Source organism: Clostridium sp. JN-1, from assembly GCF_003718715.1.
GTDB lineage: Bacteria > Bacillota > Clostridia > Clostridiales > Clostridiaceae > Clostridium_AV.
The window spans coordinates 66708-87414 of sequence record NZ_CP033465.1; the positions used below are offsets into that span (position 1 = coordinate 66708).

22 protein-coding genes and 1 tRNA gene are annotated in these 20707 nt (G+C 29.6%); 16 read left to right on the top strand and 7 right to left on the bottom strand.

Features of this window, described 5'->3' with window-relative positions; all coding sequences use genetic code 11:
- Position 1: 1 nt before the first annotated feature.
- Together EBB51_RS13765 and EBB51_RS00345 are read left to right on the top strand one after the other, a co-directional pair.
- On the top strand, positions 2–331 hold the full coding sequence (locus EBB51_RS13765; protein WP_123052618.1) for a transposase: 330 nt from the start codon (positions 2–4) through the stop codon (positions 329–331).
- A 244-nt stretch (positions 332–575) separates the two neighbouring features.
- Positions 576–649 (top strand) — tRNA-Cys (locus EBB51_RS00345).
- A gap of 186 nt (positions 650–835) precedes the next feature.
- Here EBB51_RS00345 and EBB51_RS00350 read toward each other — a convergent pair.
- The 6 genes from EBB51_RS00350 to EBB51_RS00375 form a co-directional block, all read right to left on the bottom strand.
- Positions 836–2260 carry an amino acid permease gene (locus EBB51_RS00350; RefSeq protein WP_123052619.1) on the bottom strand — a complete coding sequence of 475 codons (1425 nt, stop codon included), beginning with the start codon at positions 2258–2260 and terminating at the stop codon, positions 836–838.
- A gap of 365 nt (positions 2261–2625) precedes the next feature.
- Complete coding sequence (locus EBB51_RS00355) at positions 2626–3456, bottom strand: DNA-binding domain-containing protein (protein ID WP_123052620.1); 831 nt, start codon at positions 3454–3456, stop codon at positions 2626–2628.
- A 5-nt stretch (positions 3457–3461) separates the two neighbouring features.
- On the bottom strand, positions 3462–4721 hold the full coding sequence (locus EBB51_RS00360; RefSeq protein ID WP_123052621.1) for an ATP-binding protein: 1260 nt from the start codon (positions 4719–4721) through the stop codon (positions 3462–3464).
- Between the two features lie 156 nt (positions 4722–4877).
- Positions 4878–5798: an LD-carboxypeptidase gene (locus tag EBB51_RS00365; RefSeq protein WP_123052622.1), complete on the bottom strand. Its 921-nt coding sequence runs from the start codon at positions 5796–5798 to the stop codon at positions 4878–4880.
- 16 nt (positions 5799–5814) lie between these two features.
- Positions 5815–6756 (bottom strand): magnesium transporter CorA family protein, encoded by a 942-nt coding sequence (locus EBB51_RS00370; protein ID WP_123052623.1) that lies wholly within the window; start codon positions 6754–6756, stop codon positions 5815–5817.
- Positions 6757–6829: 73 nt separating this feature from the next.
- Complete coding sequence (locus EBB51_RS00375) at positions 6830–8011, bottom strand: M20 family peptidase (protein WP_123052624.1); 1182 nt, start codon at positions 8009–8011, stop codon at positions 6830–6832.
- 214 nt (positions 8012–8225) lie between these two features.
- Here EBB51_RS00375 and EBB51_RS00380 point away from each other — a divergent pair, with 214 nt between their 5' ends.
- From EBB51_RS00380 to EBB51_RS00440, 13 genes are all read left to right on the top strand, one after another.
- Complete coding sequence (locus tag EBB51_RS00380; RefSeq protein WP_123052625.1) at positions 8226–8438, top strand: sigma factor G inhibitor Gin; 213 nt, start codon at positions 8226–8228, stop codon at positions 8436–8438.
- Complete coding sequence (locus EBB51_RS00385; protein WP_123052626.1) at positions 8417–9844, top strand: aminotransferase class V-fold PLP-dependent enzyme; 1428 nt, start codon at positions 8417–8419, stop codon at positions 9842–9844. Before EBB51_RS00380 ends, EBB51_RS00385 begins: the two co-directional genes overlap by 22 nt.
- A 17-nt stretch (positions 9845–9861) precedes the next feature.
- A complete protein-coding gene (locus tag EBB51_RS00390) occupies positions 9862–10548 on the top strand; it encodes a deoxynucleoside kinase (protein ID WP_123052627.1) in 687 nt (228 codons plus the stop codon).
- Between the two features lie 114 nt (positions 10549–10662).
- Positions 10663–10992, top strand: a complete 330-nt coding sequence (locus EBB51_RS00395) for a cyclic-di-AMP receptor (protein WP_123052628.1) — start codon at positions 10663–10665, stop codon at positions 10990–10992.
- A 16-nt stretch (positions 10993–11008) separates the two neighbouring features.
- Positions 11009–11956, top strand: a complete 948-nt coding sequence (locus tag EBB51_RS00400; RefSeq protein ID WP_123052629.1) for a DNA polymerase III subunit delta' — start codon at positions 11009–11011, stop codon at positions 11954–11956.
- A 2-nt stretch (positions 11957–11958) separates the two neighbouring features.
- On the top strand, positions 11959–12867 hold the full coding sequence (locus EBB51_RS00405; protein ID WP_123052630.1) for a stage 0 sporulation family protein: 909 nt from the start codon (positions 11959–11961) through the stop codon (positions 12865–12867).
- A gap of 11 nt (positions 12868–12878) precedes the next feature.
- Positions 12879–13082, top strand: coding sequence for a heavy-metal-associated domain-containing protein (locus tag EBB51_RS00410; protein ID WP_123052631.1), 204 nt, complete (start codon positions 12879–12881; stop codon positions 13080–13082).
- A gap of 80 nt (positions 13083–13162) precedes the next feature.
- Complete coding sequence (locus EBB51_RS00415; protein ID WP_119969820.1) at positions 13163–13333, top strand: 4Fe-4S binding protein; 171 nt, start codon at positions 13163–13165, stop codon at positions 13331–13333.
- Between the two features lie 142 nt (positions 13334–13475).
- Entirely contained in the window at positions 13476–14270 is a 795-nt protein-coding gene (locus EBB51_RS00420; protein WP_123052632.1) for a flagellar motor protein, read from the top strand.
- Positions 14267–15067: a flagellar motor protein MotB gene (locus EBB51_RS00425; protein ID WP_123052633.1), complete on the top strand. Its 801-nt coding sequence runs from the start codon at positions 14267–14269 to the stop codon at positions 15065–15067. Before EBB51_RS00420 ends, EBB51_RS00425 begins: the two co-directional genes overlap by 4 nt.
- 159 nt (positions 15068–15226) lie before the next feature.
- On the top strand, positions 15227–15976 hold the full coding sequence (locus tag EBB51_RS00430; RefSeq protein ID WP_123052634.1) for a tRNA1(Val) (adenine(37)-N6)-methyltransferase: 750 nt from the start codon (positions 15227–15229) through the stop codon (positions 15974–15976).
- Between the two features lie 14 nt (positions 15977–15990).
- Complete coding sequence (gene rsmI / locus EBB51_RS00435) at positions 15991–16833, top strand: 16S rRNA (cytidine(1402)-2'-O)-methyltransferase (protein WP_123052635.1); 843 nt, start codon at positions 15991–15993, stop codon at positions 16831–16833.
- 455 nt (positions 16834–17288) lie between these two features.
- Positions 17289–18383 carry an NlpC/P60 family protein gene (locus tag EBB51_RS00440; RefSeq protein WP_123052636.1) on the top strand — a complete coding sequence of 365 codons (1095 nt, stop codon included), beginning with the start codon at positions 17289–17291 and terminating at the stop codon, positions 18381–18383.
- 161 nt (positions 18384–18544) lie between these two features.
- Here EBB51_RS00440 and EBB51_RS00445 read toward each other — a convergent pair whose 3' ends face one another.
- On the bottom strand, positions 18545–18790 hold the full coding sequence (locus EBB51_RS00445; protein ID WP_123052637.1) for an AbrB/MazE/SpoVT family DNA-binding domain-containing protein: 246 nt from the start codon (positions 18788–18790) through the stop codon (positions 18545–18547).
- Positions 18791–19195: 405 nt separating this feature from the next.
- Between EBB51_RS00445 and EBB51_RS00450 the strand changes: the two genes are divergently transcribed.
- The gene (locus EBB51_RS00450; RefSeq protein ID WP_123052638.1) at positions 19196–20422 is read left to right on the top strand and encodes an HDIG domain-containing metalloprotein; all 1227 of its coding nucleotides are present in this window, start codon (positions 19196–19198) and stop codon (positions 20420–20422) included.
- The last annotated feature ends 285 nt before the right edge of the window (positions 20423–20707 follow it).

Here is a 20707-nt window from a genome sequence, read left to right on the forward strand (position 1 = left end):
GGTGGAAATTAAGGAAGGATGGATTATAACAACAGATAAATTTACGTCAGTAGAAACCTTATGGAAGGTAATGCATAGAAGATGGGATATTGAAAATAATGCATTTCATCAACTAAAAACAGAATGGCATTTAGACCACTGCTTTCTTTACAGCCCTGCGGGCATAGAGACAGTTTTGATGTTTATAATAATAGCATTTAATTTAATGCAATTGTATTTTTTTAGATGTATAAAAGGGTTTAGAAAGAAGTGTATGCTTCAAATATATATAAAAGATGAAAGACTTACTATAGAAAACGGTTGGGATAATCCATTGTTTGAAAAGACCTAATCTCAAAACAAAACTGGAAATTGACTTATTAAGATTTCTTGAGGTAGGAGTAAGTGCAATTATTTTTATGACCTAACGGTCTGCGAGACTACCAGCTCTTCAAGTAGGTGTAAAAAAATGAAGTTCCAGTAGAAGTAAAATTTTCACTGGAATTTTGATGCTAAATCTCTGAATTAATAATAAAACTATTGACAAATGTATGTATAACTGCTAAACTAAAATAGCATTGTTAATTAGGAGATATGGCGCTATAGCCAAGCGGTAAGGCAGAGGTCTGCAAAACCTTTATCCCCAGTTCAAATCTGGGTGGCGCCTCCAACTTAATATCAGTGATTAAAAGCAACTTATACAGTAACTTATAATAGGGTTAACTGTATAAGCTGTTTTTTCTATTCTTTCTATTCATGATTTTAATCATGTATTTTATATTTAACTATAATTTTTAATAATTTAAACTTAAAAATCTAATTTGTATGAAAGTTTTTCTGTAATTATTGCATCTTATTAAGCACCATGTTTCTCTGATAGATTATTATAATTATCGTTATCTTGCAATTTACTGTTTTTATGCGAATATAGTGCATAAACAATTACTCCTAGTCCAACCCATACACCAAAATATAACCAAGTTGCTTTTGATAAATTAAGCATCAGAAATACACAACATGCTACTGCTATTAAAGGTACGACTGGTACTAAAGGTACCATAAAATTTCTCTTTAAATTTGGATAAGCTTTTCTAAATATGATTAGAGATACTGCTACAAGTGCAAATGTTCCTAGGAAAATCATATTTGAAAGGTCAGCTAACTGCTTTATATTTGCAATACCGGCTAAAAAGCCACTTACACATCCTACTATCCAAGTTGGAAGTACAGGTACATTTGTTTTCTTATTTAACTTAGAAAACTTTTTTGGAAGCAATCCATCACGTCCCATTGAAAATAATATATGTGATGCTCCATAAAGGTATGCAACGATAACTGCTAAAATTCCGATAATTGCTCCAACTGAAACTATAGAAGCTGCCCAATTTTGACCAACAGAACTTAATGCGTAGGACATAGCGTCACCAACATTTAGCTTAGTATAATCGGCAATTCCTGTTAAAACCAAACTAACTACAATATATATAAGTGTACATCCTATCATTGAACCAATAATACCTATTGGCAGGTTCTTTTGAGGATCTTTTATTTCTTCAGCAGAAGTTGAAATTGCATCAAAACCTGTATAAGCAAGGAATACTGATGCTGCACCAGCACACACACCCTTAAAACCAAATGGCATAAATGGATGCCATCTTTCTGGCTTTATAAAAAATACACCTACAACTACGAACAGAGCTACAATACCGAGTTTTACAAATACAAAAAAACTATTTACTTTTTTACTTTCACTTGTTCCTTGTGATAGAAGAAGTGTAATAGCAAATACTACAGCAATTGCTGGGAGATTTATTATTCCTCCCTCACTTGGAATATTTATTAAAGCGTTTGGCAAGTTAATTCCCATGTCTTTTATCAGACCATTAAAGTATGATGCCCAACCGCTAGCTACAGTTGCAGCACATACTGTATATCCAATAAAAAGTGACCAGCCAACTAAATGAGCAACAAATTCACCTAATGATACATAAATATAAGCATATGCACTTCCTGACGTTGGAATTGATGATGCAAATTCAGCATAACATAAGGCTACGAGTGTACAAGCAATTGCCGAAAAAATAAATGATAAAACTACAGCAGGACCTGCATTTGTTGCAGCTACAAGACCTGCTAATACCATTACTCCAGTTCCAATTGTTGCTCCAATACTCATCAATGTTACGTCAAATGCACCTAAAGTTCTCTGTGAAGAATTGTTTTTATTGTTGTTTAAAATAGACTCTACATCTTTTTTTCTAGTAAAACAAGATAAGTTCATATGGTAACCTCCTTTATAAAATATAATTTATAGTTAAGTATAAAACTTATAGTCTGTTATTATAAATCAAGATTTTGTAAACCTTATCAAAAGTAAAAACATAATCAATAAATAATATATATGAAAGCATTTTTGCAATTTAATAATAATTGGCTTTATAATTAATTAAACTTTAATTAATTGCTATCAGTAATTACATAATTATTATAATAGCTTGAATACAAGATACCTCAAGATACTTCAAAATGCTTCACAAAAAAATAAAATACTTTTAAAAAATTTAGAATTTTAAAAGTATTTTATTAAGAAATATGAAGGTATACTCCAAAACTTAAAAATATTAACATCTACTATTCAGTAAACTTTTAATATTCTTCACATTGCAATAACAATCCATCAAAAAATTTACTTAGTATTACCTTTCCACCAGTTTTACTTTTCCCCTTGATATAATCCATCTCAGTTTTAACGCTTGCAAAATCAAACATACCCTTAGAATAATCTTGAAAACTTTCATTAAAATAATTTTCTATTTCCATATATGCAAGATTAGTTAATCCAATTTTAATTGTTCTCCTTATTCTTTGCTGCACTGTTTTAGGGCTATCTCCAAGAATGGAGCATAAATCATTAAAATTACATTCTTCAAATGATTTTTTCGTTTCTAATAGATAAAGACAAATTTTAATAATATCATCCGTTCCTTTTTCACCTAGCATGCCAAATCTACTTAAAATATGTTTGATTATCCTAATATTATTGTCTTGTGATTTTTTTTGAGGATTAGTATCTTTGAACATTTTCTTTATGCTGCTAAGCATATTTTCAATTTCAATTTTTTCTGCCACTTTACTTGTAACTTTTTCTACCTCAATTTTGTTAATAGGCTTGCTGATAAAAAACTCGATTCCAGAATTATAAGAGTCTTCTACTAATTTTGCGTCTGATACTTGAGAAATCATGATAAACTTAATTTTTGGTTTTAATAGTTTTACTTCTTTCACCAAACTATTACCATCTAGTTTAGGTAGAAGCAAGTCAACTAATACAATATCTGGATTACAAATCAGTATTTCATTAAGAGCTGTTTCTCCATCATTGGAGCTTCCTATTACCTCACCTGATTCATTTTCTTCAAGTAAGTTAGTCAGTATCTTAACAACATTTACATCATCATCAATAATATAATAACGCACAATATCTACCCCCTAAATGAGTTTATTGGTATTTTTACTGTAAAAGTTGTACCTTCATTTTTTATAGATTGTACAGATATGCTTCCATTAAAAATATTTTGAATTAAATCTTTTACCAAAGTAAGACCTATTCCCCTGCATATATTACCAGTCTTTTTATCGTACTTAGTAGAAAAACCAGGATTAAATATAAAATCCAAATTACTTTTATTTATGCCTGTCCCATTATCGGATACAGTAAAAATATATTCATCTTTGGCCTCTTCAATTTTCAGTTCAATTAATCCTCTTTTCTTATTATCTATAGCTTCTATACCGTTAAAAATAAGGTTTCTTATAACTGATACAAGGTAGAAATGTTGGGAAACATAAAAGTCACATCCAACTTTAAAATCAAGGTCAATGTTTAAATTCTTAGCATTTATGTAATCTTTAGTATCTATTTCTAAAATGTTTATAATATCTTTTATTTTCATACTTTCAACATCTAATTTTTCATTAGACATTTCTTCAAGTCCCCCTATTACCCTGAGGTAACCCTTCTTAATCTCGTGAACATCTTTAGCAATATCAAGTGTGAGATCTCTCAACTTTTCGGGATAATTATTCTTAGAAACAATCTCATACACTGAAAAGGACTTTTTCATTACATCTTCTATTTCAGAAGCATTTTTATTCATAAAATATATTTCACTTTTGAAGCTGGAAGTTAACAATATCAATTTTCTATAGCGTTCTTCATGTTCTTCTTTTATAAGAAATGATCTATAGTATTTCATTACTATTAATATAATCAAAGCCGCTAAAGTTCTTATACAAGCTACTATTAAAAGAGCTGTAATCATATTGCTGCTTTCACCAGTTATCTTAGTTCGAATAGTTATTTCAATAACATTTGAAATAAAGTCGCAGCAAAATATTGAAAGAATAAACCTTGTTAGATTTTTCTCTTTACTTTTGTAATACAAAAAATAAAATATACACCCGTAAGTAGCAAAGAATACTATCTGTGGTGCAGTTATTTTAATGGTTTTAATAAAATCCATATTACTAGAATAAACCCATATTGATCTATAAAGCGTTACAGATATTCCTGTGATTATTGCTGTTGTTATCGGGTTTAATTCAGTATAGTTATAGAGGAACACGGAAAATACAACTACTGAAAAAGCTATGGTAAAGTTTTGAATTAAAAGATCAAAATAAATCTGAGATGCTATAACTACACCAATTATAACTATAAGAATATGTTTAAATTTTTTCATCTAATACACTTTCCTCTCATTTACTTTCGGAAATCTAACGGCGTAAAAAAGTATCAGCAGATGCAGTAAGCTGCAAATACACATTAACTAAAGGTTTTAAAATACGTTTATAAGGCTCTGAAATTACTTTCAGAGCTTTTTAATATAATTTAATTGCTACTTTACTACAGGTTCTAAAGTTTTTATAAAACCAGATTTAAAATTGACAACTACTTTTGCACCTATTGGAATTGTAAGTCTTGGATAAGAGTGCCCGGATTGAAGATTAATTAAAGTAGGTTTATTTAAAGACAATAATCTGTCTTCAAGTACTTCTTCTAAAGTCAAACTTCTCTCATAGTGAGGAAGAGTACACCTTGTAAATTGACCAAGCACAAATGCCTTACATTCCTGCAATTTGTTATCTAAAAGTAATTGAGTTAGCATCCTGTCAATTTTGTATGGATCTTCTCCAACATCTTCTATAAATAGTATCTTATCTTTGGTATCTATCTCATAGGGTGTTCCCATAGTACTAGATATTAAGCTAAGATTTCCTCCAACTAATTGTCCTGAAACTTCAGGTACATTACTCTTGTACTCAGCAGGAAAGTTTTCAGGATTTTTTATAGTATAATTTTCATAACCGTTCATAATTGTATTAAAAAAGCTTTCTGAAGTTGCTTTGTCCAAAAAGTTTGAAGTACACATAGGAGAGTGAAAAGTTACTAAGTTACATTTAGAAGATATAATGTTCAACAGTGTAGTTATGTCGCTAAATCCTGCAAATATCTTAGGATGTTCTTTTACTAAATTAAAATCTATCATTGAAAGTATACGCATTGTGCCATATCCACCTCGTATACAAAGAACCATGTCTACAGTATCATCCAAAAACATATCGTTAAAATCATGAGCCCTATCTTCATCATTACCTGCTAGATATCCCCACTTGTCAGATATGTGTTTACCTTCTTTAATTTTAAAACCTAAGCTTTTAAAAAGTTCTATACTACTTTTTATTTTGTCGTAACTTTCGGGACTTGATGGTGCTATAAGTCCTATAGTACCGCCTTTTTTTAATCTTTTTGCTATCATAAAGATCACTACCTTTTTAAAATAATTGTTTTTTGCGTAAAATTATTATGGTAATAAAGCATATTAATGCAGCGATAGCATAAACTATCCAAAATGATCTAGGATCATGACTAAATGGAATCCCGGGCACATTCATTCCAAAAGAGCTAAATATGATATTTGGTATGGACATAACTATAGTTATAGAAGCTAGTAATTTCATTACCATATTTAAGTTATTCGATATTACGGAAGCAAATGCATCCATAGTTCCACTTAATATATTGCTATATATATTTGCCATTTCAATAGCTTGTTTGTTTTCTATGATTACATCTTCTAAAATATCCTGGTCTTCTGGATATTTTTTTAATAATTCTAATTTTAACATTTTCTCGAGTGTAATTTCATTTGACTTTAACGAAGTAGAAAAGAATACTAATGACTTTTCAAGTGAAAGCAGCTGAATTAACTCTTTATTTTTCATGGATCTATGAAGTTTTTGTTCAATTATAAGACTTTTTTTATCTATTTGTCTCAAATATAGTAAGTAATAACTAGCTATTCTATAGAGTATTTGAAGAATAAATCTTGAACGTTTGAATGTAAAAAATGATTTAATTTTTCCATCTATAAAGTCAGTCAATATCTTACTGTTTTTAAGACAAATTGTTATAATTAAAGATTTTGTATGGATAATCGATAAAGGGTAAGAATCATATGTTAGTGAATTATCCTCCATTTCAGTAAATGGTATGTCAACTATTACCAAAAGGTTATCATCTTCTGAGTCAATACGAGAAGTTTCTTCTTCATCCAGGGCTGATTTTAAAAATTCTAAGGAAACGCTGGCTTTTTTAGAAACCAATACAAGTTCCTCCTTTGAAGGAGCAACTAAGTTAATCCAGCATCCAGGTTCGATAGTATCAATGGATTGCAGTACTTGTTCATCATTAATAGTTTTATAAATTGAAATCATAAAATCCCCCACTGTTTCTTAAACTTAATATATAATTATTATACATTATATATTATATTTGTACACGATATTATTAAAGGTGTACATATGAATTTTTACATTTATGTAAACTACAAAAATCATTTTTAACTTCAGCAAGCAGAGAACTATTTTCTATCAAGTCTAAACCAGTTAATGCAAGTGCTTGGGCTGCTCTAAGTATTCTTTCTTGAGCACAATAGGATATAGTTGCACTAGCAAATTCTTCTGATGAATATTTGATGGATTTACCATCACATATTGATATATATGGATGAATACATGGTACTATGCTGCTTACAGTTCCAAGGCTTAGGCTTGAATTAGTATTTTTAGGTTCGCCAATGGCTATTATTCCACTTTCTTTTAGATTATGACTGAATATTCTAGAAAGTGTTTTATTTGGCACAAATTCATCATAAGGCAGTTCGTGCATGCATACATCATATTTTATATCCATCAATTCTGACGTAGTTTGAACTAATTTTCGTATTTTCTTTTCTATTTCACAGCATTTAGTCATTTTGGGGGCTCTAATATAAAATTTTGATTCTGATTTATCAGGCATCAAATATGGAGAATCTCCTCCATTTATTATTACGCTGTCTATTAAAGCGTTTTCTCCAAATCCCTTTGCAAGTAAATTAATTGAATTAAAACTAAATAAACATGCATCAAGGGCATTGTAACTTGATTGATTTCTATATGAAAGACCACTTTTGCTTTTATATGTTATCTTTAATGGTAGAACAGCCATAGATGTTCCACTTGCTGCAGTTACTGTATCTGGATGAGCCATGAGTACAGCATCTATATCATCAAAGGTACCTTGTTTTGCCATAGTAATTTTAGCACTGCCTACAAATTCACCGGGACATCCAAGTACAATTACACTGCCGTGAATTTTAGGAATAACTTTCGAAACTGCAAGGGCAGCACCTATTGACATAGCTGATATTAAGTTATGACCAACTATGTGACCAAGTTTTTTTACTGCATCATATTCACATATATAGCAAACCTTAGGATGACCGGTACCAAATTGAGCATAAAAAGCAGTTGAAATACCAAGGTAATTGTCTTTTACTTCAAAATTATTGGATCTTAAAATGTTAGTTAAGTAATTGCAGGCTTTGTATTCATGAAAACTTTCTTCGGGATTATCGTAAAGATATTTTGATAAGGACAATATTTCATTTTTTATAGTATCTAAATATGAAATTATATTCTGTTTCATTTGGTTACCTCCAAATTATATGTAAACTTAATCTATTTTATTTATTATTAGCACAATTTTTTAGGTTTATACGTTCATAAAAATCCTAAAATTTATGTATAAATTTTTATATCATCTTTATTTATGTGGACAAAATAAGTTTTAGCATGTAATTGAATATTATATTAATTAGAGGCAATAATTTTAAATAATAAATTGTCATGGGAGGATTTAAATGAAAAAACAAAGATGTATAATATGTGGCAAGTCTATGAATGATGGTATAATTATATATAAGAGAAGAATATGCAAATGCTGTGAACAAAGACTTATTAATATGGATTGTCATACCGATTTTTATAGATACTATGTAAGTCGTATAAAGAAGAATTTGGTACCGGTTATTATAAGAGGAGAGGAATTAAAGTGTCAAAGTTACCACTTTTAGACGGAATTTTAAAGTATGTAGATGAGAACAATACATTGTTTTGTATGCCTGGGCATAAAGGAGGAAGAGGATTTTTAACTACGAGTATAGGGGAAAAGTTTATAAGAAACCTATCCAAAATCGATATTACTGAAGTGGATGGAGTAGATAATCTTCACAAACCAAATGGAATTATCAAAGATTCCCTAGAGGCACTAAGTAATTTTTACGGAAGTAAGAAGTCTTATTTTTTAGTCAATGGGAGTACATCAGGAAATTTTATAATGATATTTAGCAGTTTTAATGAAGGAGACAAGATACTCGTAGAAAGAAACTGTCATAGATCTATATTTAATGCTATAATCATGAGAAAATTAAGACCAATATATATAAAAAGTGTTATAGATGTAAGGTTGAATGCTCCTGCTTTTATAGACTTGGAGCATCTTTCAAAAGAAATAGATGAAAATAAGGATGCTAAAGGAATAATTATTACTTATCCAAATTACTATGGATTATGTTCTAACTTAGAATACATAATAAAAAAAGCAAAGAAGAACAATATGAAAGTATTAGTTGATTCTGCTCATGGGGCTCACTTTGGTGTACATGAAGGGTTACCCAAAAGTGCATTAAAATTGGGTGCTGATATGGTTGTAGTTAGCGCACATAAAACACTTCCAAGTTTTACGCAAACTGCATATTTACATATTAATAATTTAGAAGATATTCAAAAGGTTGATTTTTATACAAGTGCATTTTTGAGTACAAGCCCTTCTTATATGCTTATGTGTTCTATGGATTATGCTAGATTTTTTATGGAATCATATGGGCATGAGGCATATGATAAACTCTTAAATACATGTAAATACTATAGAAAAAAGATAAATACAATAGGTGGAATTACTATACTGGGTAAAGAATATTTTAAAGATAACTCAAAGTTTTTTTATGATATGGATGAAACAAGATATATAATAAATTTAAAAAGGAATTATAGTTCTTATAAATTGTTAAACTATTTGAAAAAAAATAATATACAAGCTGAGATGAATGATAGTTCAAATGTAATACTTATTTTTTCACCATTCAATGAGGAAGAAGACTTTTGTAAACTGTATGAAGTTTTGAAAAAATGCAGCTTGGAAGAGCTAAAATGTGATGAATTTCAAGTATTAACTCCGCATATACCTCGTTTAAAATTTTTACCATTTGAAGTTTTAAATGTAGATAAAAAAGTTATAGATTTAAGTGAGGCTTTAGGGGAGATAAGTGCTGAAAACATAGTACCGTATCCTCCAGGAGTACCCATTTTAAATATGGGAGAAATAATTGATGAAAAAACTATCAATTGTATTAATTATTACTTGAGTAACAATGTAGAAGTGTTAGGATTAAATGATAGAAAAATAAAAGTAGTTAGGTAAGCTTAAGGGGGATAAGTATGAATAAGAAAGGTAAACTTATAGTAATAGAAGGATGTGATGGAAGCGGCAAGGCAACACAAACACAGATGTTACATAAGAGATTTATAGATGAAAAGTATAGTGTGAGGAAAGTTGAATATCCAAATTATAAGAGTGATTCGTCAGCACTTGTTAAAATGTATCTTGAAGGAAGATTTGGAACTAATCCAGAAGATGTAAATTCCTATGCAGCGTCTACTTTTTACGCAGTAGATAGATTTGCTTCATATAAAACTGAATGGAAAGACTTTTATGATAATGGAGGAATAATAATAGCAGATAGGTATACTACTTCAAACATGGTACATCAAGCTTCAAAAGTTGATAATAAAGCTGACAAGGATAAATTCTTAGATTGGTTATGGAATTTTGAATTCAATCTTTTTAATCTTCCAGTACCTGATTGTGTTATTTTTCTAGATATGCCTCCTAAGTACAGCCAAAAGTTGATGCAAAATAGAAAAAATAAAATAAATGGTAAGGAGACTAAGGATATACACGAAAGTGACTTAAATTATTTAAAAAAGTCATATGATAATAGTAAGTATGTTGCAGAAAAATACAACTGGTGCGTTATAGATTGTGTAGAAGATAATTGTGTGAAAAGTATGGAAAAAATTCATGAAGATATATATTTAACTGTTAAAAGTTTTTTGAATTTATAACAGTTAAAATATTAGATAAAATTTACTATGACAGACAGGTTTAATACAAAATTATGATAAAATTGATTTAAATAAATTATTTATATTCTATATTATAAAGAGGAGATGAGTTTCATGAAATTAATAATAGCTATTGTTCAGGATAACGATGCTAATGCATTAATAGATACTTTGACTGATTCAGGTTTTAGGGTAACTAAATTAGCTACTACAGGGGGTTTCTTAAAGTCTGGTAATACAACTTTATTAGTAGGAGTTGAACAAGAAAAAGTAGATGAAGTCATATCTCAAATAGAAAGTGTATGCAAAACCAGAGAACAAGTTGTTACAACTCCATCACCTGTAGCAGGGTCAACTGGTATATATGTACCTTATCCTATGGAAGTAGAAGTTGGCGGTGCAAATATATTTGTAGTGGATGTCGATAAGTTTATTAAAATTTAATGGAGGTAATATTTTAGTGGCATTTGATGAAATAATAGGGCATGACAATATAAAAAATCAAATGTTTATTTCTATAGATAATAATACCTTTTCTCATGCACATATCATATCAGGTGAAGATGGAATAGGGAAAAGTCTTATTGCAAGAAAAGCAGCATCAGAGTTTTTATCAAGACAAGGATTGCCTGGATTTAAGGTAGATATAGTAGAATTTAAGTTACTTGAAGATAAGAAGTCTATAGGAATAGACGAAGTAAAAAATATAATACGTGAAGCAAATAGAAAACCAACTGTTGGGAAGAACAAAGTAATAATAATATACAATTCAGATAAAATAACCGAAACAGCTCAAAATGCATTATTAAAAACTGTAGAGGAACCTCCAGATGGAATAGTCATAATAATGTTATGCGAGAAGCTGGATATAATATTAGATACTATAAAATCAAGATGTCAAATTCACAAATTAAATAGATTAAAAGAGGAAGAAATGAAGATATTTTTGAAACGCAAGTTTCACAATCTATCTGATGATTATATAAAGTCCGTATGTGCATTTAGCGATGGGGTACCTGGAAGGGCAGAAAAGTTTATATCAGATAAAATATTTCATGAGATTAGGAATAAAACATTAGATATACTAAAAAATTCAGGAAAAGACGAGTTTGAAAAAGTATTTCAATACGAAAACTTTTTTATAGAAAATAAAAATGAATGGCAGGAGATGTTTACGTGTCTATTGTCTTATATAAGGGATGCACTTGTATATAAAGAAACTGGAAATAAGAGCATGGTTATAAATATAGATAAATTTATAGAGATAAAGGGTATAGCAGAAGAATTTTCATTTAATAAGTTAATTAAAATTATAGATATAGTTAAAGATACCAGCAATAAGCTGAAGAGAAATGTTAACTTTACGTTAGTTTTTGATTCAATGTTGTTGAATATGCAGGAGGTATAAAAATGGTAACAGTAGTAGGTGTAAGATTTAAAAGGGCTGGTAAGATATACTATTTTTCACCAGAAAGTTTAAATGTAAAAAAGGGTAATAATGTTATAGTAGAAACTGCAAGAGGAATAGAATTTGGAGAATGTGTAGTAGGTCCGAAACAAGTTGGCGACAGCGAAATTGTATCTCCACTCAAAAATGTTATAAGAGTGGCTACTAATGATGATATAAAAAAACACGCAGAGAATAAATCTAAGGAAAAAGAAGCTTTCAATATATGCCTTGAAAAGATAGAGAAGCACAATTTAAAAATGAAACTTATAGATGTTGAATACACTTTTGACAATAACAAAGTTATATTTTATTTTACAGCAGACGGGAGAATTGATTTTAGAGAACTAGTAAAGGATTTAGCGTCTATTTTTAGGACTAGAATAGAATTAAGGCAAATAGGTGTAAGGGACGAGGCTAAAATGGTAGGCGGATTGGGCTCATGCGGCAGACCAATGTGCTGCTCAAGTTTTTTAGGTGATTTTGCTCCTGTATCTATAAAGATGGCAAAGGAACAAAATTTATCCTTGAATCCTACTAAAATATCAGGAATATGTGGAAGACTTATGTGCTGCTTAAATTATGAACAGGAAACATACGAGAAGATAAGAAAAAGGCTGCCTAAAGTGAAATCTATTGTGAATACGGTTTATGGAAAAGGAGAAGTAATAGCTAACTCTGTAGTGAAGGAAAGTGTAAAAGTTAAAGTAAAGATTGAAGATGGTGATGATATAGTAGAAGAATTACCTATAAGTGAAGTTACTATTGTTTCTGGAAGTTTTGAGGGAACTGTAAACGAGGATGATATTAAAATAGATGTAGAGAATTCTGAAGATGCACATATAATAAAAGAGTTGTTTAAGGAAGATTGAGGAGGTAGGACATGAAATCTGTACTAAAAGTTTGTAATATTAATACAGTTAATGATGTAGTTAAGATAAAAACAGCAATTTCAAATAATTCCGGAGTAGTGGCTTGCCAGATAAATAGGGAAAAAGGAGAAGTAAGTGTGGTCTATGATGACTACTTTATTGACAATGAACTTTTAATACAATCAATTGAAGATTTGGGATATGCAGTATTTTAAAATCTACTTTAAAAATTAAATTAAACGTGGTAAAATATAAATCAGATGTATAACATCAATTTTATAAGGAGGTGTTACATATGGCATATAAAATTTCAGATGCCTGTGTAAGCTGTGGAGCATGTGCTTCAGAGTGTCCAGTAAGTGCTATAAGTCAAGGAGATACTCAATTTGTAATAGATGCAGGTACATGCATTGACTGTGGTAACTGTGCTAATGTTTGCCCAGTAGGAGCACCAGCTCAAGAGTAGTTTCATCTAAAAGACTGTCTTAATAGGCAGTCTTTTTTTAATGAATTATAAATATAAAGATTAGAGTATATCATACGAGTATTTATTGTGTGGATATTTTTTAGATTTTGTAGGGGAAACTTTAATTGAATGGAGGATAAAAGTGGATATATCTGTTATTATTTTTATCATAGTAGGTTTTGGATCTATTATATCTGGATTTTTATTGGAAAAAGGACAATTAAGTGCTCTTTTTTTACTTGCACCAGCAGTAATAGTCTTTGGTGGAACATTTGGTGCAGTTGGACTTACTTTTCCTGGAGAAATTTTAAAAAGGCTGCCGGGTATAATAAAAGTAGCTATAAACCCTAAAAAGATTGATTTGCCAGGACTTATAGCATACTTCAAAGATGTGTCTTATAAAACTAGAAAAAATGGTTTATTGAGTCTTGAGGGAGAAATATCTAGTGATCCTAACTTGGATCCTTTTATAAAGAAAGGACTTCAATTAGTAGTTGATGGAGTAGATCCACAAGCAGTTAGAAGTATTTTGGAATTAGAATTAGAATATACATCGGAAAGGCATAGAGAAGGAGCTTCTATTTTTGAACAAGCTGGTGGATATTCACCGACACTTGGAATTATAGGTACGGTAATGGGACTAATTCATATCTTAGCTGACTTGTCAGATCCGGCTACTTTGGGCCCAAAAATAGCATCAGGCTTTATAGCAACACTTTATGGACTTTCTTTTGCTAACCTCTTCTCTTTGCCAATAGCTACTAGATTGAAAGTTATAGATGGAAAGGAATATAATGAAAAATCCCTTATAATTGAAGCTATATTGTATGTACAAGAGGGTATAAACCCCAATACTATAGCAGAAAAGTTGAAGGGGTTCTTAAGCAAAGCTGAAGTCGCTAAATTTGAAGGAATGGATGGTAAAGCAGAAGTATGAAGAAGAAAAAACGAGAAGAAGGGGGTAACAATTCCGGAAGATGGCTTCTTAGTTATTCAGACTTTATGACTTTGCTTATGATACTTTTCGTTGTGATGTATGCTATGAGCAGTGTGGACCAATCTAAGTTCTCACAATTGTCTCAATCATTAAATTTGGCTATGGGTGGAGGAAAATCTATAGTTGCAAAAGAAGACGGCGTAGATATAAACCAAAATAGTAAACCTGTTGATACTAACATAGAACAAAGTGAGCAAGCTAAAATGCAAGACTTAAAAAAACAAGTTGATAAGTATTTAAAAGAAAATAATATGGGCAGTAATGTGTCTACTCAGTTAGATCAAAGGGGACTTATAGTAAGTTTAAATAATACACTAGTTTTTGATACAGGAAAGGCTGATGTAAAGCCGGAAATTCAAAGTGAGCTTATAGATATAGCTAAAATATTAAATCAAATTAAGAATAATATTAGAATAGAAGGTCATACAGATACAGTGCCTATAAATAATAGCCAGTTTTCTTCAAATTGGCAGCTGTCATGTGCTAGGGCAGCTAATGTAACACAATTTTTAATAGATAAGGCAGGTATACCTCCAAATAAGCTTTCGGCAATTGGATATGGTCAGTATAGACCTGTAAGTGATAATTCCACTGAGGAAGGTAAGGCTAAAAATAGAAGGGTTGACATAATCATAGAAAATAGTGAATTTAATAAGATAGATAATAATGTGAAGAATAATTCAAGTAATAATTCGCAGACTAATCCTAGTACAAATTCAAATAGCGGAAATAAGTAACAAACAAGGATATCCTTTTATTTAAGGGATATCCTTTTTGAATTGTAAGTAAGGTTTGACAATATTTCATGTATAGAACATAATTAACTTATTGTATTATTAAGTTTATTTACAGGGAAATATATTAATATTTATATGATGAAAAGTGAGGCATGAGCTGTGCAAAAGCAAATTATAAATTATGATGAAACTTTAGATGATCTGCAACTCAATAATATTTTTATTATACAAAAAAAGCATGCTTTTAGGTTTGGAGTTGATGCAGTTTTATTAGCCAATTTTGTAAAAAGTAAAAACAATGCCAAAGTCATAGACTTATGCAGTGGAACTGGAATAATTCCATTTATCTTATCTGCAAAGACTAAAGTTTCAAGTATAACAGGAATTGAAATACAAAGCGAAATGGTTGATATGGCAAATAGGTCTGTTTTATTTAATAAACTTCAGAATAAAATAAGGTTCGTAAATCAAGACTTAAAGAATATGGATTTTATTAAAAGTTTGGATAAAGTTGATATAGTTACTGTAAATCCACCATATAAATTAAGAGGATCAGGCATTATAAATGCTGATGATAAAAATGCCATAGCTAGACATGAAATATGCTGTACTTTAGATGATGTAATTAAAGCGAGCAAAGACCTTTTAACTCATAATGGAAAGCTATATATGATACATAGACCTGATAGATTAGTAGATATTATGTGTACTATGAGAAAGTATAAAATTGAACCTAAGTTTATAACTATGGTACATCCTAATATAAAAAAAGCACCGAATATGGTTTTAATAGAAGGACAAAACAATGGGGGAACCTTTTTAAAGTGGGGTGAACCAATCTATATACATAATTTAGATGGAAGTTATACTGAACAAATTGACGGGATATATGAAAGAAACTTAAAGTGATTGGAGGCAATAATATGAATGGAAAGCTGTACTTAGTACCTACGCCTATAGGAAACTTGCAGGATATAACCCTAAGAGCATTAGATACTTTAAAAAGTGTGGATATAATAGCAGCAGAAGATACGAGACAGACTTTAAAGCTTTTAAACCATTTTAATATAAAAAAGTCCTTGATTTCATATCATAAGTACAATGAACAGGAAAAAGGAGATTACATAATAAAAAAGTTAAAAGAAGGAATAAGCATAGCAATTGTAAGTGATGCTGGAACTCCTGGGATATCTGATCCTGGAAGCGTTATTGTATCAAAGTGTATACAGGAAAATATAGAATTTGAAGTTTTAACTGGTGCGACAGCAATAACTACGGCTTTGGTATACTCCGGAATGGATACTACTAAATTTATATTTAGAGGATTTCTACCGAGGGACAATAAAGCAAGAAATAGTATAATGGAATCTCTCAAAAATCGAATGGAAACCTTAATATTTTATGAAGCTCCACATAGGCTTATGAGTACATTACAATTTTTAAAAGAAAACCTGGGAAATAGAAATATAGCTGTATGTAGAGAACTTACTAAGATTCATGAGGAAGTTTTAAGGATGAGATTGAAAGAAGCTATAGAATACTTTGAAGACAAAAATATAAAGGGAGAATTTGTACTTGTAGTTGAAGGTAAAAGTGAAGAAGAGATAAATCAAGATCAAAAAAAGTTATGGGAAAAGTTTAGCATAGATGAACACATAAAAATGTATATTGAAAAAGGATTAAGTAAAAAAGATGCTGTAAAGAAAGTTGCCAAAGATAGAAAAATACCAAAATCTGAGGTATATAAATACTCAATTGAAATATAGCATCTATAAATGTTTAAGAATGTATTTATGAAGTTAGGTATTATATTAACAATTTTAATATTTAATAGGTATTATATTAACACTTTAAAAAAAATAGCACGTTAAAGTTGAGATTTATTGTCTTTTAATTTATAATATAAATATGCAGCTAAAATTAGGATAGTACTCAATAATTTTGTTACTTTTAATTATATCTGATTTACATATGTAGTAAACCTTGAAAAAAGCCAGATGCAGCATAGTATAAAAGCAGAAGATTAGCTTAATATTCTGTATATAAATGAAATTGAATTTTTCATACTTATATAAAATCATTTTGTTTAGATAGTTTCAAAATAGCAGCTGTAGTATCGAATCATTTATAAGATAAAGATATATTTTTTAAAATAGAGTACTTAGAATATTTTGCAAACGTATGATTAGGTTGCTTTTTTCAGTAATTAAGGAGGGGAAAAATGAACAGGAGAACATTATCTGTAGCTTTGGCTTTGACCTTAGCATTAGGAATTGGTGGGAATGTCTTAGCAGCTCCTGCTGGCGATTCTGTATCATTAAAACAGGTTCAGGATCAAAGACAAGACTTAGAAGTAAAAGCAGAACAATTGGACAACCAAATAACTCAAACTATGAATCAAATACAGGATGACAAAAATAAAATTGCCCAAACAGCAAATGACATAAAACAAACACAAGTCGACTTAGATAAGGCACAAAATGACATAAAAAATCAACAAGAATTATTTAATCAAAGAGCGAGAGCTATGTACATAAATGGTGCCGATAGTTATTTAGGCGTAATATTAGACTCTGAAAATTTAAGCGATTTTATGACAAGAGTTGATAATGTAAAGAAGATAGTTGGATATGATAAACAGGTAATTGACAACTTAAATAGTAAAAAAGATAGTATAGAAAAGAAAAAGCAGTCGCTGTGCGATGAAAATAATAAGCTAATAGCTCTAAAAGCTGATAATGAGAAGAAGCTTGCACAACTAAATAGTGATAAATCAAAGGAAACTCAATTATTGACAAGCCTTAAGCAAAAAGAGACAGAACTTGCTCCGCAGGAAAAGCCTATAATAGCTTCCGCAGCTAATGGAATTGAGCAAATAAAAAATTCTGAATCATCTTCAACTTCAAAAGGAGGGTCAAGCAGTGCATCTGCATCATCTTCACTTTCAAGAGGAGGGTCAAGCAGTAGTGCATCATCTAATGCTGTAGTTGCATATGCATCTAATTTCTTAGGAACCCCTTATCAGTGGGGCGGCAATGGACCAGATTCATTTGATTGTTCAGGATTTACTTGCTATGTATTTGCACATTTTGGTATTAGCTTACCAAGAATAGCATCAGATCAACAAAATGTAGGAACAGCAGTATCAAGCAGTGATCTGCAGCCTGGCGATTTGGTATTCTTCGGATCCCCAGCACATCATGTAGGAATTTATGTGGGTAATGGGTGCTATATACATGCGCCAAAAACGGGTGATGTAGTAAAAATATCACCATTAAATCGATCAGATTATAGTGGAGCTAGAAGAGTTCTATAGAATGATTATAATAATGTGTTAAGAATTGCATTAATGGAACTATGTAAAAGTATTAATTTTTAATATACTTTTTATAGTTCCATTTTGATTTTTAACAAGTTTAATTTTAAGTAATAAAAATCCCCACAACATATGTGAGGAACGTTAAATATATTAAAATATTATTTTCCGTTTTTTAACTCAGCTAGACAGCTCTTGCAAATATTTTTACCTTTGTAGTTAACAACATCTCTTGCATCTCCGCAGAATATACAAGCAGGTTCATATTTTTTAAGTATAATTTGTTCACCATCTACATAAATTTCTAATGCATCCTTTTCAGCTATGTCCAAAGTTCTTCTTAACTCAATAGGAATAACAATTCTCCCCAATTCATCTACTCTTCTTACAACACCAGTTGATTTCATTTAAGTTTCCTCCTCTTAATCTTCTTCAAAATTCGACATACTCACAATTAAATAATAACAAAAGTGACATTAAAAGTCAATATATAATTTTGAAAGTAACTTTACAAATTTAATATTTCATTCTATCTGTAATTAATATACTATCTAAATATACTACCTAAATATACAAATGTCAATATATTTTTGTTATATAATACAGTTTTTTACTATATTATTTATGATATATATATGCAAATATTATTCTTAAGTTCCTTATATAAGCTGACTTTAAAGCTATTTTATTTTTAAGCTTGTATGTGAATAAAATAGTTATTAAATGGATAATGATAAGTAAATGTCGAATACTTAAGTAAGTTATGTATAAGATTATATATATATGTTAAAATGATTTGGTAGGTGATTATAATGAATGATATAATTGAATTTTTAAAACAGATAAAAGACTTAAATAAGAGAGTTGGAGGGGATGTTTATATAGTAGGTGGATTTATTAGGGATAGGCTCTTTAATTCAAAAGCAAATATTCACGATTTGGATTTAGTTTATAGTGGAGATATAGAAAAGTTTATAGGTGAATTAAATAAATTAGGATATAATTTTTCGACTTTAAAAGAAAACAAGAATACATATAGGCACAAGTGCATTGATTTAACAATAGATATATCATTAATTAATGGAGATAATATTGAAGATGATTTGAGTAAGAGAGATTATACTGTTAATGCCATATGTATGAAACTTATTGAAAATAAAATAATAGATCCATTTAAAGGTAGAAGAGCTATAAAATCAAGAATAATCAAGCAAGTTAATGAACATAGTTTAGAAGATGATCCTGTTAGAATTTTGAGAGGCATAAGGATGTATATAAATCATGGTATGCATTTTAATTTTGACACAGAAAAAAAGTTGATTAATGCTGCTTGTGAATTAAAGAATTGTGAGAGACAAAGGGTCTTTGATGAATTCATGAAGATAATAGACTGTGATACAGAGGGGAAGGCATTTGAAATACTAGACAATTACGGTGTACTTAAAAATATGTTCCCATATATAGACGAGTTAAAAACTGTAGGAAAATGTAAGTATCATATTGAAGATGCATTTACACATATGAATTTGACATATCAAGTATTTAAAGATGTATTAAATAAGAGAATAAGTGTTGAGGAATTTAATGTAAATGAAATGTATGAAAATCTAGGTGAATTTAACTTGAAAGACTATATTGGAATTGCATGCTTTCTACATGATATAGGAAAATTTAAATGTTATAAAAAAGAAGGAGATAAAGTAAGTTTCTCTGGACATGAAATTGAAGGCGCAAATATAGTTAAAAGTATATGCGAAGACATGTCATTCCCTAAAGAAGCAGCAGTGTTTTTAGAAAATATTGTAGAAGCACATATGATTCCACTTGGTATCTTTAAAATGAATTCTGAAAAGCAGAAACAAGCATTAAAAGATTTCTTTAATAAGTATAATAGATATGTACCATATATACTTATAGTATCATTTTGTGATAACTATGCTACAAACATGCTAACTATTCATAATGATGAAAAGCTTAGCTTTAAGCAATTTATACAAAACCTGTTGTTAGAGTATAAAAGATACTGTAAGAAGATTTAAAGCAGGCTTAATAATGTTATTGATCTAGGAAGAAAAGTTATCTTCCTAGACCAATTTATTTAAAGTAAGTGGCAATCGTAGTAAATTATAATAAATAATATTTTTAATGATAGTATTATTCTAAAAACGATATAAAATTTGTATTATTGCAGGAAGTATTGTACGATATTAACATAACTTATCCAAAATAAGTAAATTGAGACGAAAGATATCAACAGTTAAGTTATCAACAGTGTGAATAAGTTTTTTTTAATAACTATAAAGCTAATGTTTCCAAAGAAAAAA

Excerpts from the sequence above, each read along its gene's own strand:
- EBB51_RS00415 (WP_119969820.1), top strand. The coding sequence starts at position 13,163 with ATGGCATATAAAATTTCAGATGCCTGTGTAAGCTGTGGAGCATGTGCT.
- EBB51_RS00375 (WP_123052624.1), bottom strand. The coding sequence starts at position 8,011 with ATGAAACAGAATATAATTTCATATTTAGATACTATAAAAAATGAAATA.
- EBB51_RS00445 (WP_123052637.1), bottom strand. The coding sequence starts at position 18,790 with ATGAAATCAACTGGTGTTGTAAGAAGAGTAGATGAATTGGGGAGAATT.
- EBB51_RS00350 (WP_123052619.1), bottom strand. The coding sequence starts at position 2,260 with ATGAACTTATCTTGTTTTACTAGAAAAAAAGATGTAGAGTCTATTTTA.
- EBB51_RS00440 (WP_123052636.1), top strand. The coding sequence starts at position 17,289 with ATGAACAGGAGAACATTATCTGTAGCTTTGGCTTTGACCTTAGCATTA.
- EBB51_RS00390 (WP_123052627.1), top strand. The coding sequence starts at position 9,862 with ATGAATAAGAAAGGTAAACTTATAGTAATAGAAGGATGTGATGGAAGC.
- EBB51_RS00395 (WP_123052628.1), top strand. The coding sequence starts at position 10,663 with ATGAAATTAATAATAGCTATTGTTCAGGATAACGATGCTAATGCATTA.
- EBB51_RS00360 (WP_123052621.1), bottom strand. The coding sequence starts at position 4,721 with ATGAAAAAATTTAAACATATTCTTATAGTTATAATTGGTGTAGTTATA.
- EBB51_RS00380 (WP_123052625.1), top strand. The coding sequence starts at position 8,226 with ATGAAAAAACAAAGATGTATAATATGTGGCAAGTCTATGAATGATGGT.
- EBB51_RS00450 (WP_123052638.1), top strand. The coding sequence starts at position 19,196 with ATGAATGATATAATTGAATTTTTAAAACAGATAAAAGACTTAAATAAG.
- rsmI (WP_123052635.1), top strand. The coding sequence starts at position 15,991 with ATGAATGGAAAGCTGTACTTAGTACCTACGCCTATAGGAAACTTGCAG.
- EBB51_RS00405 (WP_123052630.1), top strand. The coding sequence starts at position 11,959 with ATGGTAACAGTAGTAGGTGTAAGATTTAAAAGGGCTGGTAAGATATAC.
- EBB51_RS00370 (WP_123052623.1), bottom strand. The coding sequence starts at position 6,756 with ATGATTTCAATTTATAAAACTATTAATGATGAACAAGTACTGCAATCC.
- EBB51_RS00425 (WP_123052633.1), top strand. The coding sequence starts at position 14,267 with ATGAAGAAGAAAAAACGAGAAGAAGGGGGTAACAATTCCGGAAGATGG.
- EBB51_RS00365 (WP_123052622.1), bottom strand. The coding sequence starts at position 5,798 with ATGATAGCAAAAAGATTAAAAAAAGGCGGTACTATAGGACTTATAGCA.
- EBB51_RS00410 (WP_123052631.1), top strand. The coding sequence starts at position 12,879 with ATGAAATCTGTACTAAAAGTTTGTAATATTAATACAGTTAATGATGTA.